Source organism: Chryseobacterium scophthalmum (genome assembly GCF_900143185.1).
GTDB lineage: Bacteria > Bacteroidota > Bacteroidia > Flavobacteriales > Weeksellaceae > Chryseobacterium > Chryseobacterium scophthalmum.
Map to the genome: position 1 here is coordinate 400,953 of NZ_FSRQ01000001.1, position 16,096 is coordinate 417,048.

The window sequence follows — 16,096 nt, forward strand, 5'->3', positions numbered from 1 at the left end:
ACATTAAAACAAAAATAAATTAACAAAATTATCATCAGCCCACAGCAAACTGCTAAAGCTAAAAAACAAAAAAGATTATGAAAAACATCGTTAAAAATATAGTAAGCAAATCATTATTAATCGCAGGATTAGCATTTTCAACCCTGATATTTGCGCAAACCACTACAACTAAAGCCAATGCATCTTCAAAAACCACAGCAATCGGAACATCCAAAAACTGGGGTTCAGTGGACGGAATTTCTATGATTGGTTTGGTTCAGGGACCATCTTCCGCCGACGCTCAACTGCAGGTTGTCTGTGTTTTTGAATATACAGATAACGACACCCACAGCGCGCAGGCATTGCCCGCCAACTTAAACGGATTAGTTCATTTGGATGAAGCTTTAAAGGGTGAGTTTACCAAAATCAGACAGTCGGGACAGTTCAAAGGACATTCTTTGGAAACCTTATTGATTATGCCTCCCGCTGGTTCTATGTCAGCGAAAAAACTGTTGCTAATTGGTTTGGGTGACCGTAACAATTTCACCCCAGAACTGATGACTTCCGTAGCAGAAGTGGCTACCAGAGAAGCTTTGAGATTAGGGGTGACAAACTTTGCCTTTGCAAGCGACCTGAAAGATGCAGGAATTGATTCTCCAACTGCTCTGGTTGCAGGAAATGTGGTAAAAGGTGTTGTCTTGGCTAATCGTTCAGAAATTTATTTGAGAGAACATAACCTTTCTAAAACAAAAAAACTGGAAAAAGTATATCTGCTGGCTGGTCCGTCTTTCTTTGAAGTTGCAGGTGGCGGAATTCAGGCTGCGATTGCGGAAGTTAAGAAGTGATAGTTTTATTAAATAAATTTATGGCGCTCCTTTCAGAAATTTTAAGCTGGACTATTCTGACATTAAAAATTAAAAAAATGGCTCTATTTGAATAAAATTAAGTCATTTGGCTTTGTGTGACTTAAGATGATGATAATCTTAAAACATATTAATCAATTGGCTTTTTTAATGTAAAGTTTTTCTAAAATGTATGATTTATCAGTTTTTTCATTGAAGAGGCAAAATGAGTCGATGAAAGCAGATGTTATTTTATAATCTATAAACTTCAGAGCAAGATTTGTATCATTTTATTAATGCTTTTAAATAAGTAGGGATTATTATGTTTGTAAGCTTATAATTGTATTTTTAAATAAACTTTAATAAAAAGTTATTTGTATAAATATTATAATGATATTTATTTATTTTTAAATAATTTTGCCGCTAATATGATGAAGAATATCCTTCCTGATAATGAGATAGAAAGATTGAAAAAATTAGAATTTTTTGATCTTCTGAACTTAGGCAAAGATCCTCAATTTGATGTTTTTGCAGAAACGGCATGCCTTATAGCCGATTGTCCTGCTTCTTTAATTGCAATCATGGAAAGCGAGACGCAGACCATCCAAAGCTGTATAGGCCTTGAAATCGATTCTGTAGCGCGCGAGAATACGGTTTGCCAGTATTCGATAGCAAGCGGAGAGGTTGTGATTATTAATGATACGCTTTTGGATGACAGATCCAAGGATAATCCACTCATTTTGGAAGGAGGGATACGATTTTATGTAGGCATACCATTTATTGATGACGAAGGTTTTGCATTAGGAACAATCTGTGTGATTGATTATAAGCCCAGAACTATTATAGAGAGTCAGATTACAGCACTCAAAAAGCTTGCAGATGTAATTTCTAAACTTCTAACGGCAAAGAGAAAGACCGTTTATGCAGAATATTTTCAGCAACTTTTCAATATATCCAATAATCTGATCTGTGTTTTGGATGACGAATTGAAGTTTAAAGATTTCAATCCGGTGGTCGAAAAAATATTTTCGTTAAAGAAAGAAGAAGCGATTGGGCTTGGTTTTAACCAGGTTTTCGGAGAAGGTAATAACAACCTTTCAAAGTTTAAAGATCTTTCGGAGAATAACCAGGAAGTATCTTTTACTACTTCTACTGTAACTGAAGATGGAAGTTCTGTGATTGTAGAGTGGCTGTTAAAATCCAATCAGGAACTTTCGGAAATTTTCTGCTTCGGAATCAACATTACAGCACAGACGGAAGAAAAACGTCAGTTGGAAAGCTCAGAGAGACGTTTCAGGAGTTTCTTTGAAAACGCCATCGGTTTGATGAGTATGCATGATATGGAGGGTAACATTATCTCTGTTAACGAAAAAGGTAGAGAAACGCTTCATTATTCTATAGATGAGGTGAAAAATTTAAATCTTAGAGATCTTGTTCCTGAGCATAATTGGCCATCTTTAAACCAGTATCTTGATAGGATTAATAAAAACAAGGAGGATTTCGGAACAATGATTCTTAAAGCAAAGAATGGGGTAGAGCAGATCTGGATGTACCACAATGTTGTTGAGATAGATGAAGAAGGGAAGCCTTATGTAATAAGCACGGCATTGAACGTCACCGAAAGGATGACTTTAGAGAAAGATCTAATTCAGACAAAAAAAATGCTGGAGCAGACAAGTTCTGTAGCTCAAGTAGGTGGTTGGGAGGTAAATTTGAAAAAAGATACGGTATTCTGGTCTCAAAGTACCAAAGAAATTCATAAGATAAGCAACGATTTTCAGCCTAATTTAGAAAATGCCATTGGTTTTTATAAAGAAGATAGCAGAGAAAGAGTTAAATTTTTATTCAACAGAGCGGTAACAGAGGGAGTTCCGTATGATGATGAATTTCAGCTCGTGCGTAATGATGGGGTTACGATTTGGGTAAGGGTAAAAGGAATTCCGGAATTTGAAAATGGCGTTTGCAACAGGGTTTATGGGATCATTCAGGATATTGATGTATTCAAAAATATGTTCCTCGATATTGCTAAAAAAGAAGCAATGATGCAATCCTTCGTAACGTATGTTCCGGTTGCCGTGGCGATGTTTGATAAAGATCTTAATTATATTTCTGTAAGCAGCAGATGGAGAGGAGAATTCAAAATGGATGAGGCAGATATTATCGGAAAGAATCTTTTTGTAGTATCACCAAACATTCCTGAAGAACGAAAAGAAATTTATCTTGCTGCTTTGCAAGGTAAAACTTATATAAATGAAGATTTTGCGATTAGTGTTGATGGCAAAGAAGAAATTCAGCATTTCGACCTTAAGGTGGGTCCATGGTATCTTTCAGATAATGAAATTGGAGGGGTGATTGTCTCTGTAAAAAATATTACCAATTCTGTACATACCAATGAAGAACTTAAAAATGCAAAAAAAATGGCTGATATTGCAAGCAAGGCAAAATCAGAGTTTCTTGCTAACATGAGTCATGAAATACGCACACCTCTCAATGGAGTGATTGGGTTTTCTGATCTTCTTTTGAAAACTCCTCTTAATGATATTCAGACTCAGTATCTTAATTATATTAATGAATCTGGGGAAAACCTCTTAAACATTATTAATGATATTCTGGATTTTTCTAAAATAGAATCTGGTAAAATGGAGCTTCTGATAGAAAAAAGTGATGTTTATGACATGGTAAGTCAGGTTATTAATGTGATTCTGTATCAGTCTCAGAAAAAAAATATTGAACTTCTTCTTAATATTGAGCAAGGACTTCCAAAAACGTTATTACTTGATGAATCCCGATTAAAGCAAATCCTTATCAATCTCTTAGGAAATGCAGTAAAATTCACAGGAGAAGGCGAAATTGAGCTGAAAGTAGAAAAACTCCGCATGGATGATAGCAATATTGCTCTTCGATTTTCTGTAAGAGATACGGGAATTGGCATACCTATCGAAAAGCAGAAACATATTTTTGATGCTTTCACTCAGGAAAACAGTTCTATCAGTAAGCGTTACGGAGGAACCGGTCTAGGTCTTACCATTTCAAACAATATTCTTGGATATATGGGAAGTCATTTATCGCTGATCAGTACTCCTGAAAAAGGTTCTGTGTTTTTCTTCGACATTGAAATTCCTTATGAAATATCTGAATTGAAAGAAGATGACGATCTCGCTATAAAAAAAGTGCTTGTAGTGGATGATAATGAAGCAAACAGAATCATTCTTCAACACATGCTTACCTATAAAAATATAGAATCTACACTGGCTGCTAACGGGATGGAAGCCTTACAAATATTGCTGAAAGGTGAACATTTTGATGTTATATTGATGGATTATCACATGCCGATAATTTCCGGTTTGGAAACTATTGACAAGATTAAACAGTTATTTAATGAACGGAATGAAACTTCACCATTGGTAATTCTTCATACTTCTTCAGAGGAACATGATGTTATTAATTCTTTCCGTAAGGAAGACAATTCTTATTTTCTTTTAAAGCCTATTAAATCTGATGATCTTTATAAAACACTTAGACGTGTGGCACAAAATAATGTGATAGAAGTTATTGCTCCGCAACATTCTGAAAAAGACCAGATTTCTTTTATGAAAGAGCTAAATGTACTTCTGGTAGACGATAACCCGGTGAATATGGTTCTGAATAATAAAATGATGAAATCACTTATACCTGACGCACATCTTACAGAAGCGGTAAATGGTCTAGAAGCTGTGGAAGAATGTAAGAAAAAAGATTTCTCTATTATCCTTATGGATGTACAGATGCCGGTGATGAATGGTCTTGAAGCCACAAAACAGATTCGACTCTTACCAGGATACAAAAACGTGCCCATTATTGGTGTAACTGCAGGAAACGTTCTGGGAGAGAAAGAAAAATGTCTGGAATCGGGGATGATCGATTTTCTACCTAAACCTTTGCGACAGGCAGATCTTTTGGAAATGCTCAAAAAACATATTGCTCCTGAAGGAGATAATGATGTTGAGACCACAGATGAGATGGTAATGGAGAAATATATCAATATTGATTTGCTGAACGATCAGATTGGTGATAATGACGATTTCAAAGAAATATTTTTAAATCTTGTGATTAACGAGCTTATCCAGACAGAGAATAATATTGTTACCATAGCAGCAGAAAAAAATGTTAACGATGCCAAAATGATTCTTCATAAGCTTAAAGGCACTGCCGGAACTGCCGGTCTTTTCAGGCTTTCAGACTGCGCATTGAAATGGGAGAAAAAAACGAATGAAAATATAGATTTTTCAGCGATGGAGAAAGAAATAAAAGAAGAAATAACAATAGGATTAGATATTATAAAAAGCTTAATGAAATAAAATAAAAAGCAATGATAATTCTGATTTTAGAATATAAAAAGTTGATTATCAATAAATTTAGCATTAGTTGTTAAAAGTAAGGCACGCTATTATTTTAACCCTCAATGTTAAAAAAGCAATTGATATATTAAAAGAAAAAGATGTTGATTTGGCAATTACCGATGCCATGATGCCTTTTGTTTAAGGAATTTAAATTCTTTCTGCATTACAATCCTAAAAATTTCGAAAAGAATTTAAAAATAAAGTAATTAAAATTTTATCGTAGATAAAATCCTTGTGCCTAAAAACTGTTTATACTAAAAATTGCGCCTTTGCGATTACCAACTATTAAAGTTTAAATAAGCTTAATATAAAGAACCTGTCCGTACAAAGTGATTTTACATAAAATCTTCTGAAGGTAGGGGAGAAGAATCTTGTTGTAATCTACAAGATCCAACGATTCCCCGGGTTGATAAAAAAGGAATAATAGAATGTTTACTGATTATACAGCCTAAGAATCTCCACCAATTCTGGTACGGATCGTATTTTAAGCTTCTCAAACAGCCTGTTTTTGTAAGTACTGATCGTCGATGAATGGAGATTAAGTTGATTAGAAATTTCTTTGAGGGGAAGACCTTCTGCAATCTTATTGGCAATTTGCAATTCGCGGTCTGATAGCGCTTCAAAGGGTGAATTTTTTGTTGTGCCGTTCAATGATTCTAAAAACATCGCTTCTTTTACTTCGTCACTTGCATATCGCCCAGTATTAAGCATCGCTGTCAAAGCCGTTTCAATTACTGCATTGGAGCTTTGTTTGCTTAGATAACCACCGGCACCCATTTTTAGATAACGTATTGCATACAAATCTTCGTCTTGAGAAGAAAATACGAGAATTCTTAAGTCGGGTTGATGCATTTTTAGGTAATCGATCGCTTCCTGCACAGTACCATTAGGCATATTAACGTCCATAATGGCCAGATCCAATTCTTCTTTCTGAATTACTTTGTACAGCGATTTATAATCCTCAACTTCTGTAATTATTGCTGTAGGTAAGAGTCGTTTGATGGTTTGTATCAAACCCATCCGTACGATACCGTGATCGTCTGCTACAATAATACGAACATTTACTTTTAAAGCCATTATTCAGTAAATTTATTTAAAAAAAGGGAAACCGTAGTACCTTCATTTTCAGCGGAAATGATTTGGATGTTTCCATGCAGCAAGGATACAAAATTTTTAACAATTTTCAAACTTAATCCAACTCCTTTTTCGCCAGAAGTTCCCTGAAATATAGGGTTATCGTAAGTGTAGATCGCAGATACATATTTTTCAGGCATTCCCGTTCCAGAATCGATGACAGAAAGGATGACCTGATCACCTTCTGTAGCTTCCTGCAGGCAGATATCTTGCCCAGGCAAAGAGTATTTCACTGCATTATTGAGAATTTTGTCTAAAACATATTCAAGCAACAAGCGATCGGTTGTAAGAAATGCATTGGGATTTCCTTTAAAATAAAATTTAATGCTTTTTTCTTTTAATTGATCAGCATATTTTTCTTCGAAATGATGAAAAAGATCAGTCACCATGATTTTCACAGGTTTAATCTTAAAGTCTCCGTATTGTGTTTTTAACCAAGCGGTGCTGTCCTGAATAGTTTGCAGATTCTTTCGTGCATCGCTTTTTATCTGCGGCAATAGTTTGAAAAAATCTTCCTCACTAATGGTCTTATCTTCCAGCGCTTCTATAAGCCACAGAAAATTTCCAAACATTTCTTTTGAATCATGAGACAATATCGAAATCAGTCCGTTCTTAAAATTGATTTCGTTTTCCAGTCTTTCGATTTTTAATTGTAGTTCGTTGATTTGGTCATTCATAAATTAAGCATCATGGGCTTTAAAAAATCGAATCCAGTATTTTTTAAAGTATAGTTTATTATTTATTTTTTTCGATTTCTATGCCAAACCATTTTTGAATCATCTCTTTAATAAAGGTTTGGTTAAAAAGTCCGGCATTCCTGCTTTCAGAAACTTTTCTTTCTCACAGAAAGACTCCCATTGTCAGTGCAATAATAGCTATTTTGATGGTTTTTTCCAATAGTTTTTTGGGGTTGTTCCAATGCTTTTGAGGTGAGGCATCTGAATATCCATATTAATAAGATCTGTTACATACGAACGGGCTTTACAAGTCGATTTCCTTTTTCTAATTTGTAATATACATACATTAAATAAATATCGGAACAGATTTACAAAAAAAAGACACGACGCTACATAAGTAGCGTCGCGAATAGTATTTTTATTTTTCTAATGGTTTCAGTTCTAGTAAAGAATAGTTTTAGTAGGAAGTATTAAATTGCTGTAAAGCTATAATAAACATTGATGGAGTATGTAGTATTTTCTTTCCCTACCAAACTTTGGGCACCTGCAGGTGGTATAGTGTATCTTACGTTCAGCTCCCGATCTAAAACAGGTGTTCCGTTAAAAAGTATTTTTTGAGGAGTTTTTGATAATGGAGTATCTACAGAACTTCCATCTACACCAATTTGTAAAATGTTGGAATTGATGTCGGTCTGCAAGCCGCCTTTCTTGAAATAATTTTCGTCTGATTTTACATACAGTTCAAAACTCTCATTATTGGACAATACAATTTGGTTTGGAATTATTTGTGACTGACCATTGGTGTAATGGGCAGCTGTATTAAAATTAAAGTTTACATTTCTCCCGGAACTTGGAATGGTGATCTCCGACCGAGGAAGTACCTTCAATTGAACAGCTGTATTTTGCAAATTGTTAATAGTATTATCTGTACTTGCAGCATTGAAGTTCAATTCAAAAGTATAAGTTCCGGCTTCAAAAAAATAGTTCTTAAAATCTTCCGCCGACACATAGAGCATTGGCGTGAAGCTGTTTCTGTTTCCCGCTGTAACACTGAAATTAGCCGGGGAAAAATTCTGAAAATTGGCAGATAAAGATTTGGTCGTAAGTGGAGATCCATTACTACCTAATTTAATATTTGCTATATTTCTGCTTCCCGGAACACCTTTAGAAGAAGTGAACTGAATATTCGCGGAAGTAGCTTTTGCCCATAAATTAAAATCAACCGTATTCGCGATTTCCGTATTCCCCAAATCCCACACCCGTGTGTTTGTATTGCGATATTCATTCAAAGAAGATATTTCAATATATTTTGTTAAAGAGGTTGTGATCCATCGTATCGATGAGGGGATAACTAAAATTGTTTTAAAATTACGTGGTGTAAAGTCGGTATAATTCTGAGTGATATCCATGGAGTAATTGCCTGCACGGAACGCATTCGCATTAAATTGCGAAGCGGGAATTTTAAATGTAAAATTGATATTCCCTCGGTTGAATCCACCCCCAAAACTGGTCGTTGGCGGTTCAAACCATCTTAAAGCGCTTGTACTGAAAGACTGAAAACCCGGTAAAGAACCCGAAAGTCCTACAGATGGCAACTGCCCCCCCATACTTTCTAACTGCCATAAAAGAACAGAAGTTGGTAAAGTGAATTGTGAAGTAGAAGAGTGTGTAAAAGATGGTCCGGATGTAGAGGTAAAGGTTGGAGCTACCGGTCCAATTCCGAAAAAGCCATAATCCCAATTTGTTCTGTTGGTATTCATTACCCTTGTAGGTACTGAAGTAAATTCAGTCCTGTTAAAAATATTATTTTCAGGAATCGACAGGTACACATCCTGAGCTTTTGTGACTGTAGACCCGCAGAACACGGTAAAAATTCCTATTAGAAAAGCCCTCGTCTTTTTCATACTTTTAAATTTAAAACTTTTTCACCTTAATGGTGGTGTCTTTCTTCTTATATTCAAAAACCACGGTTTCTGAAAAACCTTCTTTTGTTACCTGAATAGTTTGGTTGGGTTGTGTATAGCTGTATTTGTCATTTTCAATATAAAGGTTGTATTTTCCTTCTTTCAGGAAAAACTCAAACTCATTTTTTTGGTTGACCACGGCGGTATGAATCACGCCATCTTCACCTTTTGCATATACCACTATTCCGGTTACATCTGTTTCCAAAACATCGTAGGCTTGTTTGATCTCTGTTAATTTCCCACTTACCTTACTATTTTTTACCAGACCCACTTTGCGGTTGATATTGCTATTTACCATAATTACAGGATCCATCATTAGTCGGGCACCCGCATTTTCGTTCACCTTCACCGTGTAGATACCTTCAGGCACATTCTGAAAAACTACTTTTCCGTTTTTATCTGTCAGTGCAACAAAATTGTCCAGTTTCACTATTTCATTGGCAAGAACCGATTCACCCGTCTCTAGAAGCCCATTAGAATTTTTATCTTCAAATAACTGGAACGTCACTTTATGATTTCCGAGAGCCGTGGCTGCGGCAAAATATTTTTTAATTCCAAACCTGAACTGGTAAAAATTGCCACTGCTTGCATAAGCTGTAGATTTATAACCGGAAAAATTAAAATAGCCTGTTGAAGACCATGAAGGCGAAATCTTATATTCCAGATTACCACTGATATTGCTGTTTAAGTTTTTATAAAGTTCCGAATAGTAAGTTCCAGCCGTTAAAGATCCGCTCAGATTATTTTTAAGCATCTGAAAATTATACGAGGCATATACATTGTAGTTGGCAAAATTACGGTCTACATCGTAATAAGAATTTAAATCAAAAACATTAATTGCGTTCCACTGAGCCGTTCCGTTGAGTGAGAAAGATTTATACCTGTAAGACAAGGTTGTTCTCAGACTGTTGAACCAATCGTCCTTATTGTTGTCTTTTGAATAAGAATATTCTGCTGTCCAGTTCAATCCGTGAGCACCAAACGTTGTGCTTATGTTGGCTTCCATTCGATACGAAAAAAGTTCCTGCGATGAGTAAAAATTAGCTGTTTTCTGCTTTTCAATTTTTGGAGACAATAGGAAATTCCACTTCTTTACAGCAAACTGGTAACCTGATCCCAATACTTCTGTACTATTGAAATAATAACGCAAATTAGACGTGTTATCAGGTTGGATTGGCGTGCTCTGGAAACTTAGGAACTCCGGATCTACCTGTGAATTCTGATATTGTATAAAAGCGCGCTGAGAAGCAGAAAATTGTCGGCCGATTCGCTGATTTGAAAAAAAAGATCCTCTTTTGATTCCCGCATAACTTTTGGTAGCAAAGGAATTAAGAGACTGTATATCCCATTTTCCTATTTTTCCCTCGTAATTGGCTCCCATTGAAGCTCCTGCGTTTTCATCTTTGTTCACTAGACCTTTTTCGTTACTGAAACCTAACTCAGTGCGGATTGTGTGTTTATCGTTAATTAATAATGATGTCGTTGCGTTCGCCACTTGTGTATCTACATTAAAGCGCGGATCATGGTCGAATAAATAGGATACTTTCCCAGTAAAGGATTTAGCATTCCCAAAACTATATTTTCCACCCACTATTTTAGATCCTTCTGTTTGTTGGAAATAGGTTCCATATAGGTTGTAATTATTTTCCAGCGCAAGAACTTCAATCTGATTATTTTTACCAAATTTAGTAGAAAGCTTCCCACCTCTCCCAAAAACCGGGTAGTCGTAATCGTTACTATTAACATTCCCAACTCGCAATACTGTATTTTTTCTCTCCAGTTCCAGCCAGGTATCGTATAGATTATAAAGGCCTTCTTCATGATAGTAATCTGCACCAATATTGAAACGAGATTTCAAATTTTCATTCACTCGAAACGTTGTATTTCCTCTCAATTGAAGAAAATTAAAACCTGAACTGTTTTCGTTATAGGCAATTTCTGCAAAATTACTTCCATTCACCGCTTCGTTTCCTCTGGCAATTTGCCTGTTGTTTGATAAAATGACTAAGTATAACGTGTTGCTTCCTACAATTTCATTATTAAGCAGATCTGTTGCGGTTGCATTAATATTAAATTCCGGGAAAAGCGTATTCTGTTTTCTGACTGTAATTTTGATCTCAACCGTTTGTTTTTCTAAACCTTCCAGAGATAGTGTTTGTTGTTTTGATATCATTTCCAAACCATCAGGAATGGATTGCAAATCAATCTTAACGGTTCGTTTACTATAACCTTGGTTTTCTACGATCAGCAGGATTGAGGAGTCGGGAGAATTAGGATTAATGAAATTTTCATACGATGCCGTATAAATTGCAATATTTTTGTTCTCGTCTTTGGCAACGAAGAATGAGGCACTTTCAGTTTTGGTGACCGTTGGAGTGGTGTACGAAACCTGGAATTTGATTTCATTAGATTTCAGTTTCATAAAATCTACATTGGCTATCAGTTTCACAGGAAGATTCTTAGACTGACCGGCAACTAATGTAAAGTCATTTTTGGGATAGAAAAGTAAACCCGGATATTTTTCGTCAGGTATTATATTCTGAACGGTAATTTCTTCAGAACTTTTATTCTCAATAACCAGGAAATTAGTAAAAGTAGAACCTTTTTCAACAGCTACATTGTTGTTTTCAAAATGGATTTCTATATCCTTTTTTTCCTGCGCAAAGGCAAACGAACAATGCAAAAGAACAATTGCAAAAAATAAGATTGTTCTTCTTAGGATTGATATCGGCATTCCATTTTGTGGTTTCAAGACTTAGTTTTTTAAAATTTAAAGTTTTTTTCGCCTACGCGTAAATCATTTGAGCCTGCCATTTTAATAATAGCCACACCAAGAAAGTTCCCTGAAATGTTTTCCGGTAAAGAAAACTGAACGGTCTGATCGGTATTGGGAAGCATTGAGATAGAAATTGCGGGTAATTTTATTTCCTTACCACTTTCAGTATTGGTCAATTCAAACTCAACGGTTGCATCATTGATGGTATTTCCATCGTTATGGATGCTTACTGCTACTTTTTTGTTTGCCACATTCTCATTATTCACCTCTGAAATATTGGTAATATCCAAACTTTTTGTCTGGTTTCCAGGTGGTGTATAAAAGATGTGAAGTCCAACCTCAAATAAGGTAATAATACCAATTCCGTTCTGAATACGAGCCTGATCTGCCTGCTGAGGAAGTTGGGTGAAAAATAACATGCTGTTTGTAACAGACTTTGATGCGTTTGCAGGAATCTGCATGGTTACTACAATCTCCTTTGTACTTCTCGCAGGAACCGTTACTGAGTTTTCTAAGGTAGAGACCCAAGCTGCATTAGAAGTTTTTGAGCTTCCTGCTTCAAGATAAACTTTATTTCCGTCTTCTTCTCTAACCCAATCTTTATAGTTGAGATTAAAAACATAATCTTTTTCTGAGCTGTTTTGAAGCGTGACTGTCTTTGTCACTTTTTCTCCCGGGTTACCAGTAAAAAACAAGCGCGTAGGCGACATCGAGATACTTTGTGCCAGAATTGAAGAAGACCCTGTAAGAATAAAGAAAATGAAAATGTAAATAAACTTGCGCATGGTGTAAATTGTTTAAAAATAAAGATCCCCAAAACTACTGAAAACGTAGCAAAAGAAAGCTTTACAGACTAAAAAAATATTATAAAGCAGTCGCAGTATACGTAACTGTTTGCGTATAAGTTCCTGCTGGTTTACCTAAGATATCTGAAGAAGATGATTTCGCTGCAGGAATCGTGTAATCCAAATTCAATGTTAATGCACTTCCCAGTGGAGCATTTGTAACTAAATTTTGATCAGTTGCAGATAAAACGACAGTGTTTTTTGTTCCGCCCATTGTTCCGGAAGCTGAAGCAGCTTTAATTGTCAAAACATTTACAGGGATTAAGTTGGTTCCATTCATGAAATTAGCACCACCTGCTTTTACTTTTACATTAAAGTTCTTTGTTGAAGTAACTTTCAAAGAGTTGGCTTTATTAATTGTTTGATCAGAGTTATAGTCTGCAGCAGTAACATAGTTAAAGTCAACTGTATTACCGATTGCTGTACTTCCTGCGTCGATTGAGATCACATCGTTCAGGGTAATGTTTACTGTTGTTGTAGCGGTTGTATTTTGAGCATGAACATTGTTAGTTCCTAATACGATTGCTCCAAGAGTTAAGGCTGCGATTACGATTTGTTTTGTCATGGTAGTAATATTTAAAATTTTTATTTTTGTTTAATTGTTCTCTTTTGAACACTACAAATTTACAGCGGGGATAAAAGTTTCTTTGTAGTTGAAAACGGAAGTTGATGTAGTAAAATAACTACATGGATTAATTATTGGGTTTAAATAGAAAAGCCCTCAACATTTTGAAAGTGTTTAGGGCCGGTATATATAATTGCTGTGTTTTTTTATTATAAAGCAGTCGCTGTATACGTAACTGTTTGCGTATAAGTTCCTGCTGGTTTACCTAAGATATCTGAAGATGATGATTTCGCTGAAGGTATCATGTAATCTAAATTCAATGTTAATGCACTTCCTAGTGGAGCATTAGTAACTAAATTTTGATCAGTTGCAGATAAAACGACAGTGTTTTTTGTTCCGCCCATTGTTCCGGAAGCTGAAGCAGCTTTAATTGTCAAAACATTTACAGGTATTAAGTTGGTCCCATTCAAGAAATTAGGACCTCCTGCTTTTACTTTTACATTAAAGTTCTTTGTTGAAGTAACTTTCAAAGAGTTAGCTTTAGTAATTGTTTGATCAGAATTATAGTCTGCTGCAGTAGCATAGTTAAAATCAACCGTATTACCGATTGCCGTACTTCCTGCATCGATGGAGATCACATCTTTCAGGGTAATGTTTACTGTTGTTGTAGCGGTTGTATTTTGAGCCTGAACATTGTTAGTTCCTAATATGGTTGCTCCGATAGTTAAAGCTGCGATTGCAATTGATTTTTTCATGGCAGGAATATTTGATTTTAATTTTGTTTAATTGTTCTCTTTTGTATACTGCAAATTTACAGTGGCGATAAAAGTTTCTTTGTAGTTGAAAATGGAAGCTCATGTAGTAAAATAACTACAAAATGATCTGTTTAGCTTAAATGAAAAAGCCCTCAACATTTTGAAAGTGTTGAGAGCTGTATATATAATTGTTGTGTTTTTATTATAAAGTAGTTGCAGTATAAGTTACTGTTTGTTAATTTTTTAGGCTCTTAGATTTAATTCAAATAATTAAATATTACTTCCTTATTTTCAATCTTAATACTTGTTACAATTTCGTCTTTAAAATATAGTGATAATGACGTAAGGGTATTTCCAAATTTATCTGATTCAACAGGATAAGACCATATCATGGAAGTATAGATATGTGGCTCATGTCCAAAAAGTTCACGTATTTCTTTTTTGCTTTTCCCAATAGGAATTTTAAATTTAAAAATATCATTAACAAGAGTTTGTCTTTTTTCTGGACGGGTTTTCCAAAGGATGCTATCAAACTGATGATTACCAATTTCAAGTAAAAACAATAGCTTTTTTATTAGATTCGGCATATTATCTTATAATTATTTAATTAATACTTGAATTTTTTATGATATAAATACTGCTTTATTATAAAGCAGTCGCAGTATATGTAACTGTTTGCGTATAAGTTCCGGCTGGTTTACCTAAGATATCTGAAGAAGATGATTTTGCTGCAGGAATCGTGTAATCTAAATTCAATGTTAATGCGCTTCCAAGCGGAGCATTTGTAACTAAATTTTGATCAGTTGCAGATAAAACGACAGTGTTTTTTGTTCCACCCATTGTTCCGGAAGCTGAAGCAGCTTTGATTGTCAAAACATTTACAGGGATTAAGTTGGTTCCATTCATGAAATTAGCACCTCCTGCTTTTACTTTTACATTAAAGTTCTTTGTTGAAGTAACTTTTAAAGAATTTGCTTTATTAATTGTTTGATCAGAGTTATAATCTGCTGCAGTAACATAGTTAAAGTCAACTGTATTACCGATTGCCGTACTTCCGGCGTCGATTGAGATCACATCGTTCAGGGTAATGTTTACTGTTGTTGTAGCGGTTGTATTTTGAGCATGAACATTATTAGTTCCTAATACGATTGCTCCGATAGTTAAGGCTGCGATTACGATTTGTTTTGTCATGGTAGTAATATTTAAAATTTTTATTTTTGTTTAATTGTTCTCTTTTGAACACTACAAATTTACAGCGGTGATAAAAGTTTCTTTGTAGTTGAAAATGGAAGTTCATGTAGTAAAATAACTACACGGATTGTTGTATATGCTGTTAATCACATTGAGGACATTTTTGTACAAATCCATTTTTTTACATTGGGTACATTCACCACATTAAATTCGTTGTTGTCATTGGATGCAACCCCCTTGGTGTAAATTTAAAATACTGAGAAAAACTCAACTGGGCGACATTCTACCTTACAGCTGATGGATACTTATTCCCCGATTTTGAATTTTCTCTATATCGGTATCAATACATACAAAATCAAAGGCCTCCTTTAGGAAGCCTTCGAACACCAAATCACAAAATATTAATATGAAAAAAAATATTATAAAGCAGTCGCTGTATACGTAACTGTTTGCGTATAAGTTCCTGCTGGTTTACCTAAGATATCTGAAGATGATGATTTCGCTGAAGGAATCATGTAATCTAAATTCAATGTTAATGCACTTCCTAGTGGAGCATTAGTAACTAAATTTTGATCAGTTGCAGATAAAACGACAGTGTTTTTTGTTCCGCCCATTGTTCCGGAAGCTGAAGCAGCTTTGATTGTCAAAACATTTACAGGTATTAAGTTGGTCCCATTCAAGAAATTAGGACCCCCTGCTTTTACTTTTACATTAAAGTTCTTTGTTGAAGTGACTTTTAAAGAATTTGCTTTATTAATTGTTTGATCAGAGTTATAGTCTGCTGCAGTAACATAGTTAAAGTCAACTGTATTACCGATTGCACTACTTCCCGCATCGATGGAGATCACATCGTTCAGGGTAATGTTTACTGTTGTTGTAGCGGTTGTATTTTGAGCATGAACATTGTTAGTTCCTAATATAGTTGCTCCGATAGTTAAGGCTGCGATTGCTATTAATTTTTTCATGGCAGTAATATTTAATTTTTTTTA

The 16,096-nt window shown here is 35.0% G+C and carries 12 protein-coding genes; 2 read left to right on the top strand and 10 right to left on the bottom strand.

Annotation, left to right across the window (positions count from 1 at the left end; all coding sequences use genetic code 11):
• Positions 1-77 precede the first annotated feature (77 nt).
• Together BUR17_RS01770 and BUR17_RS01775 are read left to right on the top strand one after the other, a co-directional pair.
• On the top strand, positions 78-824 hold the full coding sequence (locus tag BUR17_RS01770) for a M17 family peptidase N-terminal domain-containing protein (protein WP_074228284.1): 747 nt from the start codon (positions 78-80) through the stop codon (positions 822-824).
• A gap of 425 nt (positions 825-1,249) precedes the next feature.
• Positions 1,250-5,158 carry a response regulator gene (locus tag BUR17_RS01775; protein ID WP_074230191.1) on the top strand — a complete coding sequence of 1,303 codons (3,909 nt, stop codon included), beginning with the start codon at positions 1,250-1,252 and terminating at the stop codon, positions 5,156-5,158.
• A 474-nt stretch (positions 5,159-5,632) separates the two neighbouring features.
• On the opposite strand, the gene BUR17_RS01780 is transcribed toward BUR17_RS01775, so the two are convergent.
• From BUR17_RS01780 to BUR17_RS01825, 10 genes are all read right to left on the bottom strand, one after another.
• Positions 5,633-6,277 carry a response regulator gene (locus BUR17_RS01780; protein WP_074228285.1) on the bottom strand — a complete coding sequence of 215 codons (645 nt, stop codon included), beginning with the start codon at positions 6,275-6,277 and terminating at the stop codon, positions 5,633-5,635.
• The gene (locus tag BUR17_RS01785; protein WP_074228286.1) at positions 6,277-7,011 is read right to left on the bottom strand and encodes a sensor histidine kinase; all 735 of its coding nucleotides are present in this window, start codon (positions 7,009-7,011) and stop codon (positions 6,277-6,279) included. Before BUR17_RS01785 ends, BUR17_RS01780 begins: the two co-directional genes overlap by 1 nt.
• Before the next feature lie 470 nt (positions 7,012-7,481).
• Entirely contained in the window at positions 7,482-8,915 is a 1,434-nt protein-coding gene (locus tag BUR17_RS01790) for a hypothetical protein (protein ID WP_074228287.1), read from the bottom strand.
• A gap of 10 nt (positions 8,916-8,925) precedes the next feature.
• Positions 8,926-11,727: a hypothetical protein gene (locus BUR17_RS01795; RefSeq protein ID WP_074228288.1), complete on the bottom strand. Its 2,802-nt coding sequence runs from the start codon at positions 11,725-11,727 to the stop codon at positions 8,926-8,928.
• Between the two features lie 11 nt (positions 11,728-11,738).
• Positions 11,739-12,416, bottom strand: a complete 678-nt coding sequence (locus BUR17_RS01800) for a hypothetical protein (protein ID WP_262484502.1) — start codon at positions 12,414-12,416, stop codon at positions 11,739-11,741.
• Positions 12,417-12,615: 199 nt separating this feature from the next.
• Positions 12,616-13,161 carry a peptidoglycan-binding protein LysM gene (locus tag BUR17_RS01805; RefSeq protein ID WP_074228289.1) on the bottom strand — a complete coding sequence of 182 codons (546 nt, stop codon included), beginning with the start codon at positions 13,159-13,161 and terminating at the stop codon, positions 12,616-12,618.
• 209 nt (positions 13,162-13,370) lie between these two features.
• Positions 13,371-13,916 (bottom strand): peptidoglycan-binding protein LysM, encoded by a 546-nt coding sequence (locus BUR17_RS01810; RefSeq protein ID WP_074228290.1) that lies wholly within the window; start codon positions 13,914-13,916, stop codon positions 13,371-13,373.
• 257 nt (positions 13,917-14,173) lie between these two features.
• A complete protein-coding gene (locus BUR17_RS01815; RefSeq protein ID WP_074228291.1) occupies positions 14,174-14,503 on the bottom strand; it encodes a hypothetical protein in 330 nt (109 codons plus the stop codon).
• 58 nt (positions 14,504-14,561) lie between these two features.
• Entirely contained in the window at positions 14,562-15,107 is a 546-nt protein-coding gene (locus BUR17_RS01820) for a peptidoglycan-binding protein LysM (RefSeq protein ID WP_074228292.1), read from the bottom strand.
• 419 nt (positions 15,108-15,526) lie between these two features.
• Positions 15,527-16,072 carry a peptidoglycan-binding protein LysM gene (locus tag BUR17_RS01825; protein ID WP_074228293.1) on the bottom strand — a complete coding sequence of 182 codons (546 nt, stop codon included), beginning with the start codon at positions 16,070-16,072 and terminating at the stop codon, positions 15,527-15,529.
• Positions 16,073-16,096: the final 24 nt, after the last annotated feature.